Source organism: Acinetobacter sp. V110_1, from assembly GCF_031798975.1.
GTDB classification, from domain to species: domain Bacteria; phylum Pseudomonadota; class Gammaproteobacteria; order Pseudomonadales; family Moraxellaceae; genus Acinetobacter; species Acinetobacter nosocomialis_A.
In genome coordinates, this window is record NZ_JAVQNN010000030.1 from 958072 (window position 1) to 975187 (window position 17116).

Below are 17116 nucleotides of genomic sequence, written 5' to 3' on the forward strand. Positions count from 1 at the left end.
AGTTATACCTCGCACTTATTTTAAATAAAATCCTATTCTTTTAATATTATTTTATCAATTTCATTTTTTACAATTATCTTTTCGTCTTTTTTTAAATTATTATATCTTTCAAAAAAATCTACCCCCAAAACTCTAGCAGACCCATTTAAATATACTTCTTCTATATCCTCTTCATTTATATCACAACAACCATCTATAAACTTATTATCAAAATTTATATAAATATTACCAAAAAAATCATTTTGAAAATCAATTGGAAATATATATTCCTCCCTATCTTTATCTTTTTTTGAGAAAAAAGAAAATCCTGAAAAACCACTTTTAAACAGATTCATATTTTCCTCTAAATAATCATGATAATAAGCTATATCATAAATATATAAATTATTATCTATATAAAATTTTTCACTATACACCTTCACCTTATTATATTTAAACATCTTATTTTGCCCAAATGCTCCTTTAAAATTAATCACTTTTTCCATTGATTCCAAATCAATAATTTGGGTTGAATAATTAATTTTAAAACTTTCAGTTAAGAGATAATCATTAATATTTTTCGTAAAAAAATCAATAAATTCATTTTTCCCCCCAAGAATAATTACTACTGATTCCTTTTTAAAATAATCAGGAAGTTTAAGAAATTCTGGTATAACATCAAAAGAACACTTTAGCATCTATGGTCATCGCCTCCATATTTATTTGTAGATCTAGCATTACCATTATCATAAGTTAAATGACCATCTTGTTTTACGCCATTTTTTACTACGTGATAATGTGGCTTCTCATATTCAACTGGGTTTTTATCTTTAAAAACATGCCCTTGTGGATGTAACTGCAATTTATCATTATATTGTTTCCCAGAACCATTTATTTTTATATTTTCAATATACATAGGTTTACCAGATGAGTCATTTCCCATAAATTTTAAAGAACTAGTATAACTTTGTGAGGTTGGTATACCAGCTTGACGCATGGCTTCTCTTCTTGCAGCTCGATTTGTTGAAAACTCTTTATCACCTTTAGTTGAATCTCTTCTAATTTGATTAGTAGTACTTAATCCCAAAGGATCAATCCAACTTACTGGATTTGGTGCATATGCATATACATTATCTCCACCCAATAACCCAATAGGATCTTTGGAAATAAAACGCCCTACATACGGTGAATAATAACGATAACGGTTGTAATGAAGCCCTGTCTCCTCATCAAAATACTGCCCTTGGAAACGGATATTATTACTGATAATCTCCGAGTCTTCAAAGAAGTTAGATTTAGCTTTTTCAGCTTTACACTCACCCCAAGCCTTATATTCAGCTTTCCAAATGACCGCACCTGTATGATCCGTCATTTCTTGTGGTGTACCCAAATGATCACAATGATAGAACCAAAAATCTTTAAAGTCTTTTGCAGTTTTGGTTACTTTCCATAATGGGTCACGTTGTAAACTATAAGGCTTATCTGCCCAGTCAGGTGTTTGATGAAGCTCTATTTCTTCTGCATAAACCGCCTGTGCCAGTGGTACAAATGAATCTTTCTCATATATATAATGCTTGGTAATTTGCTCATTCGACTCATAAGCAAGTGTATTGCCATCCCATCCATAAATGATGTTATGTTCACCACCGGTATGGTGATGCTTACTCCGCTTTTGAATACGGCGTCCTAATGCATCATAGCGGTACTCTGCCGTATATTCAGCATTACGACTTTTAATTAGTCGTCCACACGCATCCCACTCAAGATATAAATTACCCTTGGTTGATTTCTGGCAAACCAGTTGTCCATAAACATCATATTGGTATTGTTGATCTAGATATTCTTTAACTACGTTATTAACCAAACGATTATAACCATAGCCTGTTTCATCTAGCTTTTGTGAATGGCTTTGAACTTTCTGACTATGATATGAATCTAGAATGTTACTCGCAGGGTCAAAACTAAATGTTTCTTTACCTAACTTACTGCTAGCCTCAAGCAAACGCCCAACTGGGTCATATTTATAATTGATATTGCCCCTACGAGTATCATTAATTCCTGTTAATTGACCAGTTTTATCGTATTGATATAAACGTTGAATCAACTGCTGTGTTTCTTGAATTGCATTATTCTGGGTCTGGCTAACTTGTTCATTTGACGGATACCCAAACTCATGACCATTAACAATATTTTGCTGGGTTAAACGTCCCATCGTATCGTAATGTTGTTCTTGGCTAATTCCGTTGGCATAGTGACGCGCGATTTCACGGTGTAAGTCATCACGTTCGAAACTTACAACATCTTGACCATTCACGATCAGACTATGAACATGACCTGAACCATAAGTTAACCAGTCAATCTTTTGTCCATCTGGACGCACAGTCTTTATTCGATCATTAATTTCATCGTAACTGTGTTTCCAGACTCCAGTTTTCTTGGTTTTATAGTCTTGATGATGTTCACGAATTACATTGCCTACAGCATCGTAATACCACTGTAGGTTGCTTTCAGCATTTTTGGCTTGAATCAGATTGCCATTACTATCGTAAGCAAATTCTTCAACTAATTGTTGCTCTAAATCATGTTCAACATAGCCATAGCCTGCTGTACGCTGTTCTAAGCGCCCCATGCTATCGAAAAGAAACTTTTGAATACGATCTTTCGGTGCAATTCGATCTCGTAAATCTTGACCATGCATAGAAGCGACTTCAACACTACTAACAAGGTTTCCGTCTGTTTCGTCATAGTTATAAATGGTTTCTTTACCATCAAAATCAATTTCTTTAACGAGTCGACTTGCGACATCATAGAAGAATTGGTAACTGGCACCATTTTCATTAATTAGGCGCTTGAGACGATTAAGCTTATCCCACTCATATTTAAGTTTATGATTGAGCGCATCTGTTCGTGATGCAATTAAACCTGCCGCATCATATTCATATCTGGTGATATTCTGTTTCGGATCTATATGTGCCAGTAAACGCCCTTCAGCATCATGAATGAAGTGTTCTTCTGTGCCATCAGCATGTTTAATCTTTTCAAGTTGACCAAAAGCATTTAGAGGTAAACCTTTAATAACTGGTTCACGTTGCTCAATTGTTAGATCACTATAAAAGTATTCAACTTTTTGCTTTAAAGCATTTTCTATTGCAACAACTCGACCTTTTTTGTCGTAAGTCCATTTGGTTTCTTTACCAGAACAATCGATATAACTAATTAAATTGCCTTGGTCATCATAACTTAAGGTTTTAGTACCACCTTTAGGATCTTTAATTGAAGTAAGTAAACCTAAACCGTTATAGCTATATTGTGTTTCACGCTTCAGTGGGTCGGTTTCTTTAGTAATGTTTCCAGCCGCATCATATTCTTTAAACCAACGCCCCTCTTCAGCATCCACCATACCTATAAGCTGACGGTTTTCATCATAAGCATAATGTAGAAGGGAACCGTCTGGTTGAGTTATAGATACAATGTTGCCGTGCTCATCATAATCATAAATAGTCACCGCTGCATCAGTGTCTACATGCTTAGTTACACGACCAAAGTCGTCACGGAAGAACCACTCTTCCAGCCCATCAGGATAAATAATACGATAGGTATAACCTTCAATATCGTAGTAATACCAAGTCTCGGCTCCATAAGCATCTGTCACATACGTTAGACGAATATTTTCGTCCCATTGTAAAGTTGTATCTGAACTGCCATCATCCGCCCATTCATGATAAGCCTTAGACGTTGGCTCGATACCATCATACTCAAGGTTCATGCCCCGACCTGTAAGATCGGTATAACGAGTTAAAAGATGATGGTCATATTGGTAATGATAGCTCGCCCCATTTTCGGTAATTGCTTCAACCAAATCGCCTTTTTCATTGTAGTTATAACTAGCCAGTGGTCGAGCAAGCTGACCATTTTCAACCAGCCATACATCTTCAATTCTTCCAGAAGCATTTACCTGAAATGCAACATGAATCAACTGTTTTTGTTTTTCTTTAATAACAATATCTGAAATAAAACTTCGACCTTCGAATTGGTGGCCATAACGTACCGCTAAGGTAAGTCCATTCTTGTATTCTATGGCTGAAAGTCGATAACCATCCTGATATTTTTCAAACAAGTGTTTCTCTTCTTTTTGATAAGAGATCATCTGAACTTTTTCAGAAATTACACTATAGTAAAAATCTTCAGTTTTATTATGGAAACTCTCACCTACTTTCAGGTTTGGTAACTTAATTGGACGAGCATCTGCTCCAATAAATTCAAAACCACTTAAGTGTTTTAAATATCCAGCACGTTCCTCTGTCTCTTCAATATATTCACTCTGTGGAACAATACGGGTTGTAAACGGTGTTATCCATCTTGCACCAAACTCACCATGATCTAATTGATAAAGATTAGACGCATATTTCCGAGTTAATACAAAGCTTAAAATTGATGACACATAAGCATCTTGATGAGTTAAACACTCTGTACCTAAAGCATAGGTAATATTTCTTTTTGTACCAGAGGTAGATTTGGGCTTGCTTTTACCACCCCTTAAATTTACTGCACATTCAGTTACATTGGGATTACCCTTTGACTTTGCTTGAACATTAGCTTTCTCAAGCTCTCCGTTTGGTTTTTGTCTTCTTTTTTCAGTAACTTGTGTGGGTTTAATATTTGCAGTCTTTGTACCCTTTAGTTTGAACTTCTGTACAGCTTTAAGCAACACATTGAGTAGCCAAGCGATACTCATTGCTTTCGCTGGATCTGCCAAAGTCATTAAATATGTAGGTGCTTTTCTACCAAAAACACGAATGGAAGTGATTGCATTCTGGATAGGTTGTGTTGCACTAGCAGGCACAACAGCAGATACACCTTTTGCAACGGTATTTATTTGTTCTTTTACGCCTGCTTTCCAAATATTTACTAGCCCATCAACAGCATTTGATATCGTTGCTTTAGGGTTGCGTTGTAAATTATTTAAGTTAACTTTGTTTAATTGTTTTTGGGCATTTTTTAAATTACCAGCAGAGCTATATACTTTTCCATTAAGTACTTTTTGAATTCCGTTAGCAAAATCATTACTGATAGCTGTAATTTTTGTTCCACAATTTTGCAACATCTGGTTGACAAGGGGTTGGGCATTTTTCGCGAATTGATCTAATTCCCCAGCAATTCTTTCATTTAAATGATCGCTCAGAATGACCAGAATCGTATCAGAAATTGTGCCTTTCGCCTTTTGTCTAACCAAATTCAACGTAGGTCTTAGGCTCATTCGCATTGTTGCCATGGTTGGCGGTGCTGGAATAATACCAATAACATCCAGTCCCAAATTCAACCAATCTGTAAAAGCTGGGCTAGGCTTTTTACTAATGTCTATAACATCATAAATTGCATCGACTAAAGCAATTGCATTTCCAATGACTGGCAGTGTGCCAAGAGTACTTTTAATCGTATTTAAATCGACATAACCTTTGGTATTCGTTTTTAGCCATGAATCAATTTTATTCATACCTGCTTTAACATCAGCAGCATACAATTTATTTAAAGGTACTACCGCAACTTGTCCGGTATTTGTTCTCACACTTGGCTTGGCTTTCGTTTGAGAAGTAGTTTTTGGTGCTGTTGGCATTTTTATAAATTCTCAATTCTTATTTAAACTTAAAATTCATAGGATTAAGAGCAGTCTCTGTATTTTTCGAGTCTTGAGCCCTTAATGGATTTACATTTAATCCGTTGGTAACTGGAGCAACGGGGTTAGTTCTCCCTTGCATCCATCCTTGCCCTGTCGAACTTTGGCTTAAAACCTTAGAGGTAAAATTGGTCAATTGACTCGTTAAATGTGATTCAACACCTTGTTGCACCATTGGCAACAATGCACTTGCACCATTTTCTTTTAATTGCTTTGCAGTATCGATTGTTCTCATAATTGAACTTGGATTTGTGAATGTTTGACCTAAAGCTTTTTTAGCTTCTGTCACTGCACCTTTCAAAACACTATCTGCTTTACCCATTAAGGTTTGAGCACTCATATCATTATCACTTGGCCACATAGGAGGGCGTTTAAAATCACTCGCTTCATCCCAAGGATTACGCTTATCTTCTTCAAATATAACTTTGGCTGAACCTGTAGCTAACCCCGAAACACGAACAAAGCCTTTATCATCCAGTTGTCCTTTGAACTGTTTCCCTAACGAATCAGTTACTGTATAACCGCCTTGTTTAACAAACTCACCATGTGCATATTCATGGAACAACTCAAGTACACCCTGCCCACGTTTTGGTGGTGGTGGCAAACTAGATTTAACACTTGCCGATGCGCCGCCTTGGAACACATGCTGTCCAGCATTGACCTGAAATTTCCCGCCAGTTTTTGGAAAGATTCCTGAACCATTTAAGGTAATTTGTGAACTTGCGCCAGTAATTACAATTTCTTTAGGACTACTAATTTCAATCCGATCTTCTGTCGAAGAAATGGTAATACCTTTATTAGCAAGCACATCTAAAGCATCTGACTGGGCTTGTATTTCTACCTTGCCTTGTGCAGCGACTGCTTTTAGTCCACTTTGCACAGCAAAGAGACTGAGCCTATTTTGGGCATGGGCAATCACATTCTTTTGAGTACTTATATTGATGCTGTCTCCAGCAATCTGATTGATTTGTGCATCAGCCGAGATATGAATATCTTCAGACGTACTCAAGGCTATGCCATCTGGTGAACTTAAAAGCAGTAAAGCTTTTTCAAATTTAGCGATTTGCTGCTGAATTTGTGAGGCAAAATCTTTTAACTGTTCAATCGATTCTATTTCATCGGTTTTCTGGTTTTTAGCGATGTCACTCAGTGCTTTACTGTTAGTTTGACTCCCTTCAAGTTGCTTTTTCGCAACTTCGGCATCGAGGTGTTCGCCTTTGGCATTATCTTGTTTATAGGTGGTTACCAATAAACCTTGCCCCGCACGTAAAGCTCCCCATTGGTCAGTACGCAGTTCAAAGCCTTCTCCGCGGTCTTCACTTTCCGCTTTGTCTTTAGGATGGCTGAGTTTCCCCAGATTTAACTGGCTTGCACCATGACTACTTTGGAGTTGGGTACTAATTTGGCCCGGTGTATCATCAAATCTAAGTTGTCCAAAACCACCACCCGACACTTCTTTGGAACGGATACCGCTCAGCTTTTTAGTGTCAGGAAGTTTACCTTTGTTATCAAATTTGGTTGGATGACGCTGTGCCTCATGAATTCGACCCATCACAAATGGTCGGTCGATATCGCCATTAAAGAAGTCAATAACAACAATTTCACCAATACGCGGTAAAAAACGTGCACCATAGCCTTCTCCAGCCCACGGTGTTAGAACGTCAATCCAAGCTGAATCGGTGTCATTATTATTGGTTCCTGCCCCCCCATCATGGCTATGATCATCACTACGGGTAAACAGGAAACGGACTTTAATACGCCCCCATTCATCTACATAGATTTCTTCACCTTCAGGACCCACCACTTTTGCGCGTTGTGGGTGCGTAACTGGTCTATGAATTTGTGGGTTATAAGCTGGTGTTGTTGGAATATGACGACGTTGTAAAATCAGTTGATTCGCTTGGCGTTCATCACTGTTCTCGGGGTTTTGTATTGACCAGTTACTTTGCGCCAATAGACCATTAATTTGCTCATTTAAATCTTTAGGTAAATTATTCTGATTAAAGAAATTTTTAGAAACAATCAGAAAGCTTTTATCTGAGCTTTCATGCTGGTCTATTTCTGGGTGTTCATTTAATTCGAAATAGTAACCCACATAGGCATCGCGGACCGTCGTTTGTGCAATAAAGCGTTTCGCCTGTGACTCGTAGTAATTGTGGAGGTTCTGGTTTAAGCGTTCGACTTGTTGATTTCCAGATTTAGTTACACCATCTTCACCCTTTAAGTCACCAATCCATGCAGGCGCATAGTTCCAAGCTTGCTCTAAGCCAAGTGTAGCATTGTCATATTGTTCGCTATGCTGATGCTTACTTTGAACGCTTCCAATCCCTTCTTCTTGTTCTAATATTTCTGCTTGCCAACGTTGTATATGCATAACGTTGGGTTGAAGAGAACGCTCGGCAGTTAAGCGAGTCATGCTGTCGTATTGTTCCACCGCACTACTACGATGGTAACGAATCGTTTTACGGTCTAAAGGCTGATATTGGCTATTGGCATCAATCAACCTGAGTTTCTGAGCTTGAATAGATGTATCGGTACTTGGAACAATATGCTGAGCTTCATCAATCAGCCAACTGATATTTTCACTACGAAGTAAGCGTGTGAGGAAGTCCCAATCACTTTCGTTATGTTGCATAACAAAAGGACGAACATCATAAGTTTGTGTTAAACCGCTTAAATCCAAACTTAAACTTGCAGCAAATAGCGGATTTTTAACTTGCCATTCTTTAAATAATATTTCCCATATTTCAACCACGCTTTTATTCATAAATACGCGCGAATTGCGGCGATATTTCCATAATGCGGTTGGATCTTCTAAGGTCAGCTTATATAAAGTTAGGCTTCCATCTGACTGGCCTTGCTGAGCATGAGTAATAATGCCTGTAACACGGGTTAATTCACCTCGCTCCGTCACTATATCTACAGCGGCCTGAATACCAATAAAAGATTTTAGTTGAATCGTTGCATTGGTTGATAGGCATAAAAGTTCTGCTTTTAAGCCATCATTGAGTGCATGTACGCCATCAATTCTTTGCAGAAAGACTTGGTCATTCAATATCGGAGACGTAAATTGAATATGAATAGCTCGTTTCTGTGGGCTAATGCCCAAACTATCTAAAACTTGATGAATACTGTTCAACATCTTTATAGGACTGAATTATATTTAGTGGTATTTTACAAAGCACGTACAGATCTGTCTATTTAATTAAGAATTAATTTTACATTTAAATTAAATATTAAAACTTATTCTATTCAACAGAATAGAATCTAACCCTAGCATGATTAAAAGATTTGTTAATTTTGCTATATTAAGCCTCATTTATAAAGCATTAATTTTTTAAAATAAGCCAATAAATCAATTGTTTAAAAAATGTATAAGTAATAAACAGGCTTATACATTTTATTGGTCAATTCAAATATCAATAACAACGTAACATACTGTTATATATAATATTTTTATAATTCAAAAATAGATCTACTATTATTGAAAAATACTTCCAAATTACTTTCCATGCAAAGATTCAATTTAAAATAGTTTAGATATTTTAAATTATAATTAGAAACAATTTTTAACATTTCTTAACACTACTCTAATTTCGAATAAATGACATTAGAAATCGCTCAAACAATTGTTCTTTCACATTTGAAATATCGGAACTTAAAAGCTGAATAATGGTGCCTTCAATCATATATAAAAATAATTTGGCATCATGAAATGAGGCTTCCCTATTAAGCGCTCTAAGCTGGCTATAGATTTCATTGGTCAGCCATGTTCTATATTTAATGGCGACTTGGTAAGCATTTGAATAATTATTTTTAGTTTCAAAAATGGCTTTAAATAGCAGGTAATATGGCCCTTCCAAGTCAGTATGCAAGTCATAAAGTATTTTGAGTTTATCCTTCACGTTTAGGTTGTTGTCGTACTCGACCATTGCAATGACTTTCTCCTGTAACCGTTCTTTTTGTACGAGTAGGCAAATTTCAATAAACCGCGCTTTGGACTGAAAATAATGATAGAAAGTCATTTTTGTAATTTCAGACTCTCTCACAATTCTGTCGACGCCAACAAGGTGAAATCCGTGGTGGTGAAATAAATCAATCGCCTTATTAATAACTTTTAAAGCACGTGTAGAAAATACTAAAGGTGGCATAGTTTTTACCGTTATAAATTCTTGTTGTTTCTAAAAGAGAAAAAAGCCTGTGCCCTTTTGGGGAGAAAAAAAGGCACAGCAAAGCCATAAAGACTGTGCTTGGCACATCTCAAGTTTTATTGTTGATACAAATTTTGAGCCGTAATGACTTAAAGCCTGAGAACCTTAAAGGTCATCAAGCTGTTTAAAGATGATTTAAGTGGTGTCGTTATAGCTTTTGGCATCGAGAGCCAAGAAATAATGAATGTGCAAAGCCAACTCCTTCTATTGGGAGTTCTACCAGACATTAAAATTATGGTGGCAGAACGGAAGCGGGTTGACAGACTGGTAGGACTCCAGCACACACGAGTGTGTCCCTCTCCCGTCCTACCGCTACGGGAGGGAACGAGAAGTACACATAGAAGTATCCCTCAGAAAGGAATAAATCTGATGCGGTCCTAAGTGGTCTGTCAAAACCACCTGGCAATGTAGGCCAGTTCGGAAAGGATATTATCCAAGTTACGTGCAGTCAAGCACACAAAATGACATTTGCTTTAAAATAAATCATTAAAAAGTAAGGGTAAATAATTTAGTTTTATTATTAAATGAGGGTTTATAAAATCGAAGAAATTTATATAGATATATAAGTTTTGATGGGCCAAAATGAATGCTTATTTTAAAACCATTTATAAAAAACTGTAGATGAGTCTGAATATAAGAGGACATTGAATGAAGAACTTTATCACCAAGAAAATGTACACAACTAGAGCTTTATTTTTTGCTGTAAGTGTTATGGCTTTGAATGTTTCCCCTATTGTTATTTCTACTACTCATGCAGCGACAGAACAAAAAATGGATACTTTATCGACTACGCTTTCATCAATTTTTACAGATAAACCCGTAGAACCTGCTTTATTTAGTCCTCAATTTTTAGGACAAGTTTCCATAACACAAATTCAAAAAATCGTTGATGATTTAAAAGCCTCTTTAGGCACGCTTAAAAGTATTAATGTCTCAAATGGCTCTGGGACGATTGATTTCGAGAAAGGAGAATTACCTGTTTCAATTAGCTTAGATGAGCAAGGGCAAATTAGCACCCTTTGGTTTAGCGCGCCTCATTTTAAGACAGTAAGCTTAGACGAAATGGTTAAAGGACTACATGAAAACGCAGTCGGTAAAACTTCTCTTTTAGTTATTGTAGATAACAAACCTGTGGTTGTTGAAAATGATAAAACTCCAATGGCTGTGGGTTCAACTTTTAAGTTACTCGTTTTAAAAGCGTATGAAGATGCGATAAAAAAAGGTGAATTAAAAAGAGAAACTATAGTCTCTTTAAAAGAAAAAAATCGCTCATTACCAACAGGAGTTTTACAAAACTTGCCTGATGGCACACCTGTAAATCTGGAACTTCTCGCGCAGTTAATGATACAAATTAGCGATAATACAGCGACCGATAGCCTGATAGAGGTATTAAAGAAACCTCGTATAGAAGCGTTATCACCTAGAAACATCCCGATGCTGACGACACGAGAACTATTTCAACTGATTGATCCAAGTAATGAAAAGCTAAAAAATAAGTTTAAAACAGGTACAAAGTCAGCTCGTCTAGAAGCGCTTTCTGAGCTAGACAAACTCCCGCTACCGAATGTGAGTAGCATCGGAAAATCGGCGACTTGGCAAGATGCTGAATGGTACATGTCAGCCAACGAGATTTGTCCTCTGCTTGAAAGTGTTCAAGATGCCCCTGCTCTGAATAGTTCTTTAAATCCATTGTTTAAAAATTTAAATTGGCAAAAAATTGGTTTTAAAGGTGGCTCTGAATACGGCGTAATTAACTTTTCAGTGATTGGAAAAACTCAAAAAGGTCATAAAGTTTGTGCAGTATTTACCGCAAATGGAAATGAGCCACAGCCTGAATCAAAACTAGCAATATTATTTACAGGTATACTTCAAGCTGTTGATTCTATGAATCGTTAAACACATAAGCCCATCATGAGTAGTAGGCTTTTAGCAACTCCTTATGATGGGTTGATTTGGATTTATATAGATAGTTGTGTACAGTCTTTTTGAGAAATTTATTATTAAATAAGTAGTTGGTGATGAAGATGCCATTAATTATACCCGTAGCGATTGATGAGGGTGCGGTAGAAGTTCTTTGGTATAGCCCTTTTGAAAATATTGAAGATATTATTCTCTGGTGGGAAGCACAAGAAAGCATTGATATATATAAATATAAAACTGACTTAGAAGCTGCTGAAGCTATTCTATCAAATGGCAAAATAGTCAGTGTAAAAACAGAAGAGCAATATGATCTCTACTATGCAATAAGTGCAAAAATTGAAACTGTAACGCTCATGATCGACACAGACTATACCTCACGCTTATCCTATAAAGGAAAGAAATATTTTCATAAAGGAAAGCTTAATTTCCCCCCTGATCTAACTTAATGGTACTACAGAAAATATTATGGAAATTTCATTAAGATTTGCTACTTCTGCCGATCTCAAAGCTATAAACGAACGTTATGCTGAGGTTGATTTTGTTCCATCACATGAAGATGAACTTATTGTACTCGCCTCTATTGGTGATAAAACTGTTGGGCAAGGTAGAGTTGTGTGTATTGATTCGAATAGCGGCGAACTCGGTGGAATTTACGTCTTTCCTGATAATGAAGGGTTAGGCATCGCCCGTAAAGTGGTCGATTTCTTAATTAAAAACTCGGATTTTTCTGTGCTTTACTGTCTACCTTTTGCAGAACTAGAAAGTTTTTACGGTTCGATGGGTTTTGTTCCCGTGAAAGACATGGCTCAGGTTCCTCAAGCTGTAATCAAAAAATATGAGTGGTGTAATAGTAATTACGACAAACCTGTTTTACTTTTAGAAAGAAGTAAATGATGTAAAAACTCATAAGAAACCGCCCCAGAAGGCGGTTGCTGAGTATAAACCAGTAGGCATTGCCCACCCTATTTAAGACATTGAGCACGACTTAGAAATCAGAATGAAATCTCAACGCTTAAGGCGATCAATTTGTTCATTGATCAGACATTGTGCAAGCCCAAGGTAGTTCCCTGACTCAACGTCCCAACTCTGTAACTGTCCATCAATATTCATACGGGCAAGGCCATAAGCCAATGCACGAGTAGACAACAAAGCATCTTCAGCCGAAATACCGACGAGCTCTCCACTCGATACAGCATCATTCAACAGTTGTCGCATCTGGCGACGAATCTTGTCGTTGGATGCCCGAAGCCCACTTCCCTCGAAATCGATGACGGCGCGCGTGGAAATCACTTGAAAGTGATGCGGATTTTCAAAGGCCCAAATCAGGAACGCCTGTCCTAATGCACGGTATTGCTCTAAGGGTGAGAGACTCGCTGCTTGTGTGAGTGCCTGATCGATTTGCATAGTGAGACGAACCATGGCCTCTTCTGCGACTGCATTCAGTAGTGCAGTTCTCGATGGAAAATGGCGAAACGGTGCACCTGGTGAAACACCCGCCCGTTTGGCTGCCTCTCGCACAGAAACGGCTTCAATCCCACCCTCTTTTAAAAGAACTAGCGTCGCATCAATAAGTGCGGCTTTCAGTGCGCCGTGGTGATAACCCCGTTGTGTATCTGCCATGAATTTCATCACTTGTAAATTTACGATAGTTTAACTTTGACAGTACTTTGAGATCAATGTAATCTGTGCTTACATTAATCTCAGAGTGCTTCGTTATGAACACAAAGTTACTGGTCACAGGAATACTGGGGGTATTGCTTTTGGGATCGCAAGCCTATGCGAACGAGACCAGTGTTGACGTATCACCAGTGCAGCAAAAGGATAATGCCCCCCATTTGATTATTGACTCTCCAACAGATCATCAGGTCATTAAAGGGGTCGTCATTATCCGCTGGCATGCGCAGAATATTCGAATATTGTCTGTTTATGGCGATGCGGCGCTCGCGGTTAAACCAAAACTCGGTCACCTGCATGTTTCGCTTGATCACAATTCTTGGCATTGGGTACAAGCGTCTGAAGAGCCAATTGTCCTTCAGGGACTGGCTCCCGGTGAGCATACGGTTTCCATTGATTTGGCTGATGCAACACATCAAGTGTTAGATCATCAGACATTGACGTTTGTCACTACAAACATAGACTCTAGAAATACGCATTCCCATTGATCAGTGATGGTGTAAAACCCATAAAAAAAACCGCCCCAGAAGGCGGTCGCTGAGTATAAACCAGCAGGTATATAGAAGTATGGTGGACGAATACTTCTATATTCTTTTATGAAGGAGTTTTCTCGGTTTTCAGAAAATCTTTCGATTTAAAATAATTAATAATCATATCTGCATGCTCTTCTTTTTGAGGAGCGGCTGTCACAGGAAATGATTCTTTCGTCATTTTAAATCCATGCGGGATGAGCTGTGAAATTGGTGGAAATTTGGGTTTCCCTCCTTCTGTAATCCGCTCGATAAAACTTGCTAACCAGAGTAAATACTCTCCTTCATTTTCAAACTTAGGCATAACACTTAAATCGACTTTGACTTTACATTCACTAAGAGGCTTGGTGAGCTGTTCATCAAAATCAATGTAATTGAACTTAAGTTTAAACTCAGTCCCTTTAATGGCCTTACGTATCTGACTGATTAAACAATTCAGATTTTGTGTAAGGTCATTGGTGAATAAGTCGTCTTTTTTAATATTCTTATAAACCTTTTCAGCCACGGCTAAATATTTTGGCATTTTTTACCCTCCTCAATCTCAATTGTTATAAAGTTTTGATCTTAAAATGTTTTATGGTTCTGATTATGGTGAAACAAGTGTAAAGGAGTGAAACATTATTATAGTCAAACGTAAGAAGTTAAAGCCTTATGTAAACCGCACTAAACAATCACATAAAAAAAGTATGGTTTTGATAACTCATCCGCAATTTTTCTAAATTATTAAGATGTTTTGAAATATTTATTTTCAATTAAAATTTACCATTTGGTAAAATCAATACGGTCGCATTTGCTGATCTCGTCTTACCAGCCCCAAAACTGATCTACGAACTCTAATTTCTTCTTCAGAAAATGGTAAGTGTTCTTTTAACTCATCTATAGAAAGAGAATTATTTTCTATTAAAAAACAGTCTTGTTCGGTCGTCCAATGTGAAGCCACCGATCCAGTTTGCTTGTAGTAACGTTTCATATACCTGAGTAAATTTATGACCATAAAAAGCTTAAGAATACAGCAAGCTTTTTATAAGTTTTGAGCAGAAAGAAGAATAGGAATACTACCGAAATACGCCACAATAAAAAAGCCAAACATTGCAGTAAAGCCCTGTTTGGCACTTCTAAAATGAGTTTAATCTAACTCTAGGTGTTGTCTTAGTTTAAGAATATCGACTAGCCCTTTATCTCTTTTTTGATATAAATCGACATCTTTATAATGTGTTAAAAGCTGTTTCGTTTGTTCTTCTAACAACTCTGTCGTTTCTTCTGAGTGTTGGAAAGCCTGCATATCATTCCACCATTCGGTCATAGGTGGCCCAAGGTGATGAATTGCCTCGTTAAAGCCTTTCTGGTTCGCAAGCTCCATATTTATATAGGGGCCAAATAATGCCCATCTCAGCCCTGGCCCACTGGTAATTGCGATATCAACATCTTCGGCTGAACACACTCCTTCTTTAACCAAGGAAAATGCTTCTCGCCATAAGGCCGCTTGCAAGCGGTTCGCGACATGCCCTTTTACTTCTTTATTTAAAATAATCGGGTGTTTGCCTAGTCCTTGATAAAACTCGGAAGCGCGCTTTAAAAATTGTGGGGCTGTTAAATTTCCGCCTACAATTTCAACCAAAGGTAACAGATGAGGTGGGTTAAATGGATGACCTAAAAGTATACGCTCGGGATGAGTTGCCTCTTTTTGAAAGTCTGAAACTTTTAGGCCTGAGGAACTTGAGGCAATCAGCGTCTTTTCAGGACAATATGATGTGATATCTTGATATAACTTTTGCTTTACATCTAAACGCTCCGGTGCATTTTCTTGAATAAAATCGACATCGGCTACGGCATCTTTTAAGTTGTTGTGAAGCTCTAGATTTGAAAGAACATCTTGTAAAGAATGGCTAGGCTGCGTTTGCAAATCTAAATCTTGTAAATCTTTTAAATTTGCTTGTATTCTCTTTTTAAATAATTCTTCATCTATGGGGTATGGGTCATATACCTTTACCTTAAAGCCTTTATATAAAAATAATGCTGTCCAACTTGCGCCAATGACACCAACACCAACCACACCGATTGTTTTAATTTCTTCCATAGTTTCCTCGCGACCCTATTACTTTTAAAAACTGTCCTTATTTCCTTACACGACCATAAAAATAGTCGACTTCTCATCTTGTCTTGGTTACTTAAAGCCATTTTATAATAGGCAAGCTGAACCCAAAGTTCATATCATTATTGTACTTTTCTTGCATTATATTCATTTTTAACAGCTAAAATTGCGGCTAAAGATTGCAGCCCTAGAAGCACTAAACGTGTATGATTGGCAGGGTTTTGAGCGATTTAAATTTCATATGACAAATACATTTTCTGACCACAAGCAAGTTGAAGTGGTGTCTACTTTTGCTGAACTTGTAAATACACATTTTCAGGGAGATAAGAATGCTATTTGTTGGCACAGAAATTTGCTTGGCGACTTTAAAGAAATTGTGGCTAAACTTGAGTTAAAAGAAAATATTACTGAAATTTCTACTGAAGACCTGTTAGCACTTGAGCTTTCAGAACAAGGTGATTTGGCTCGAGACATTATTTTAAAAGATATGCAGCTTTTAACTGATATGGGTGCATCACCTGTACTTAATTTACTTAAACATTATGAACGTGATGAAGAGCTAGATTTTATTTCAACTGATGTCTATTCATTTCATGTTGATCGTTCCCCTATAGAAACTGATACTTTTTTATGTACTTATCACGGTGCGGCTAGCGATATTGTGCCTAATGATCAGGTTGAGCAAAAAGTTTTAATTCCAGAAATTAGAGAGAAACTCAAAGCATTACACGACGGCCCAGAAGCGGAATTTGAAAGCTTTTTAGCAGAGTTTTTTTTTGATTTACATTACCAGCCTAAAGCCCATGCTCAACCTATAAATTTGGGTACAGGACACTTGTGGCGTTTGGCGGTAGATCATCCCACTCAAAAGGTTTTACCGTGTGTGCATAGAGCACCAGTTGAAAATGATGGTGAATATCGGTTGCTACTCATCTGTTAATTTCCGACATATTGCTAATTTTAAAGACTTAAATATCTGTTCTTTCATTATTGAATTGGCTTAAAGTCAATTTATATTAAAAAGCATTTCTAATTT

At 37.1% G+C, this 17116-nt stretch carries 13 protein-coding genes; 5 read left to right on the forward strand and 8 right to left on the reverse strand.

Annotated elements, in window-relative coordinates; genetic code table 11:
- Positions 1-32: 32 nt before the first annotated feature.
- From RMA95_RS15500 to RMA95_RS15515, 4 genes are all read right to left on the reverse strand, one after another.
- Positions 33-677 (reverse strand): hypothetical protein, encoded by a 645-nt coding sequence (locus RMA95_RS15500; protein WP_311071754.1) that lies wholly within the window; start codon positions 675-677, stop codon positions 33-35.
- Positions 671-5593 carry an RHS repeat-associated core domain-containing protein gene (locus RMA95_RS15505; RefSeq protein ID WP_311071756.1) on the reverse strand — a complete coding sequence of 1641 codons (4923 nt, stop codon included), beginning with the start codon at positions 5591-5593 and terminating at the stop codon, positions 671-673. The genes RMA95_RS15500 and RMA95_RS15505 overlap by 7 nt, the downstream gene beginning before the upstream one ends.
- Positions 5594-5612: 19 nt before the next feature.
- The gene (locus RMA95_RS15510) at positions 5613-8795 is read right to left on the reverse strand and encodes a type VI secretion system Vgr family protein (protein WP_311071758.1); all 3183 of its coding nucleotides are present in this window, start codon (positions 8793-8795) and stop codon (positions 5613-5615) included.
- Positions 8796-9243: 448 nt separating this feature from the next.
- A complete protein-coding gene (locus tag RMA95_RS15515) occupies positions 9244-9804 on the reverse strand; it encodes a TetR/AcrR family transcriptional regulator (protein WP_311071760.1) in 561 nt (186 codons plus the stop codon).
- Between the two features lie 708 nt (positions 9805-10512).
- On the opposite strand from RMA95_RS15515, the gene RMA95_RS15520 reads away from it, so the two are divergent.
- The 3 genes from RMA95_RS15520 to RMA95_RS15530 all read left to right on the forward strand — a co-directional run bounded on the left by RMA95_RS15520 (position 10513) and on the right by RMA95_RS15530 (position 12678).
- The gene (locus tag RMA95_RS15520; protein ID WP_311071762.1) at positions 10513-11760 is read left to right on the forward strand and encodes a serine hydrolase; all 1248 of its coding nucleotides are present in this window, start codon (positions 10513-10515) and stop codon (positions 11758-11760) included.
- 128 nt (positions 11761-11888) lie between these two features.
- Positions 11889-12230 carry a hypothetical protein gene (locus tag RMA95_RS15525; protein ID WP_311071764.1) on the forward strand — a complete coding sequence of 114 codons (342 nt, stop codon included), beginning with the start codon at positions 11889-11891 and terminating at the stop codon, positions 12228-12230.
- A 19-nt stretch (positions 12231-12249) separates the two neighbouring features.
- A complete protein-coding gene (locus RMA95_RS15530; RefSeq protein ID WP_311071766.1) occupies positions 12250-12678 on the forward strand; it encodes a GNAT family N-acetyltransferase in 429 nt (142 codons plus the stop codon).
- Between the two features lie 111 nt (positions 12679-12789).
- On the opposite strand, the gene RMA95_RS15535 is transcribed toward RMA95_RS15530, so the two are convergent.
- Positions 12790-13404 carry a TetR/AcrR family transcriptional regulator gene (locus RMA95_RS15535; RefSeq protein ID WP_311071767.1) on the reverse strand — a complete coding sequence of 205 codons (615 nt, stop codon included), beginning with the start codon at positions 13402-13404 and terminating at the stop codon, positions 12790-12792.
- 95 nt (positions 13405-13499) lie between these two features.
- Between RMA95_RS15535 and RMA95_RS15540 the strand changes: the two genes are divergently transcribed.
- Positions 13500-13946 (forward strand): DUF6130 family protein, encoded by a 447-nt coding sequence (locus RMA95_RS15540; protein WP_263613365.1) that lies wholly within the window; start codon positions 13500-13502, stop codon positions 13944-13946.
- A gap of 106 nt (positions 13947-14052) precedes the next feature.
- Here RMA95_RS15540 and RMA95_RS15545 read toward each other — a convergent pair whose 3' ends face one another.
- The 3 genes from RMA95_RS15545 to RMA95_RS15555 all read right to left on the reverse strand — a co-directional run bounded on the left by RMA95_RS15545 (position 14053) and on the right by RMA95_RS15555 (position 16065).
- Complete coding sequence (locus RMA95_RS15545) at positions 14053-14511, reverse strand: hypothetical protein (protein ID WP_263613364.1); 459 nt, start codon at positions 14509-14511, stop codon at positions 14053-14055.
- A gap of 252 nt (positions 14512-14763) precedes the next feature.
- Positions 14764-14958, reverse strand: coding sequence for a hypothetical protein (locus tag RMA95_RS15550; RefSeq protein WP_284118476.1), 195 nt, complete (start codon positions 14956-14958; stop codon positions 14764-14766).
- 156 nt (positions 14959-15114) lie between these two features.
- Positions 15115-16065, reverse strand: a complete 951-nt coding sequence (locus RMA95_RS15555; protein ID WP_311071770.1) for a 3-hydroxyacyl-CoA dehydrogenase NAD-binding domain-containing protein — start codon at positions 16063-16065, stop codon at positions 15115-15117.
- A gap of 256 nt (positions 16066-16321) precedes the next feature.
- Between RMA95_RS15555 and RMA95_RS15560 the strand changes: the two genes are divergently transcribed.
- Positions 16322-17020, forward strand: a complete 699-nt coding sequence (locus tag RMA95_RS15560; protein WP_311071771.1) for a DUF1826 domain-containing protein — start codon at positions 16322-16324, stop codon at positions 17018-17020.
- Positions 17021-17116 lie beyond the last annotated feature (96 nt).

Bases quoted from the DNA above. Each gene is read 5' to 3' on its own strand.
- RMA95_RS15500 (WP_311071754.1), bottom strand. From the start codon at position 677: ATGCTAAAGTGTTCTTTTGATGTTATACCAGAATTTCTTAAACTTCCT.
- RMA95_RS15505 (WP_311071756.1), bottom strand. From the start codon at position 5,593: ATGCCAACAGCACCAAAAACTACTTCTCAAACGAAAGCCAAGCCAAGT.
- RMA95_RS15510 (WP_311071758.1), bottom strand. From the start codon at position 8,795: ATGTTGAACAGTATTCATCAAGTTTTAGATAGTTTGGGCATTAGCCCA.
- RMA95_RS15515 (WP_311071760.1), bottom strand. From the start codon at position 9,804: ATGCCACCTTTAGTATTTTCTACACGTGCTTTAAAAGTTATTAATAAG.
- RMA95_RS15520 (WP_311071762.1), top strand. From the start codon at position 10,513: ATGAAGAACTTTATCACCAAGAAAATGTACACAACTAGAGCTTTATTT.
- RMA95_RS15525 (WP_311071764.1), top strand. From the start codon at position 11,889: ATGCCATTAATTATACCCGTAGCGATTGATGAGGGTGCGGTAGAAGTT.
- RMA95_RS15530 (WP_311071766.1), top strand. From the start codon at position 12,250: ATGGAAATTTCATTAAGATTTGCTACTTCTGCCGATCTCAAAGCTATA.
- RMA95_RS15535 (WP_311071767.1), bottom strand. From the start codon at position 13,404: ATGGCAGATACACAACGGGGTTATCACCACGGCGCACTGAAAGCCGCA.
- RMA95_RS15540 (WP_263613365.1), top strand. From the start codon at position 13,500: ATGAACACAAAGTTACTGGTCACAGGAATACTGGGGGTATTGCTTTTG.
- RMA95_RS15545 (WP_263613364.1), bottom strand. From the start codon at position 14,511: ATGCCAAAATATTTAGCCGTGGCTGAAAAGGTTTATAAGAATATTAAA.
- RMA95_RS15550 (WP_284118476.1), bottom strand. From the start codon at position 14,958: ATGAAACGTTACTACAAGCAAACTGGATCGGTGGCTTCACATTGGACG.
- RMA95_RS15555 (WP_311071770.1), bottom strand. From the start codon at position 16,065: ATGGAAGAAATTAAAACAATCGGTGTGGTTGGTGTTGGTGTCATTGGC.
- RMA95_RS15560 (WP_311071771.1), top strand. From the start codon at position 16,322: ATGACAAATACATTTTCTGACCACAAGCAAGTTGAAGTGGTGTCTACT.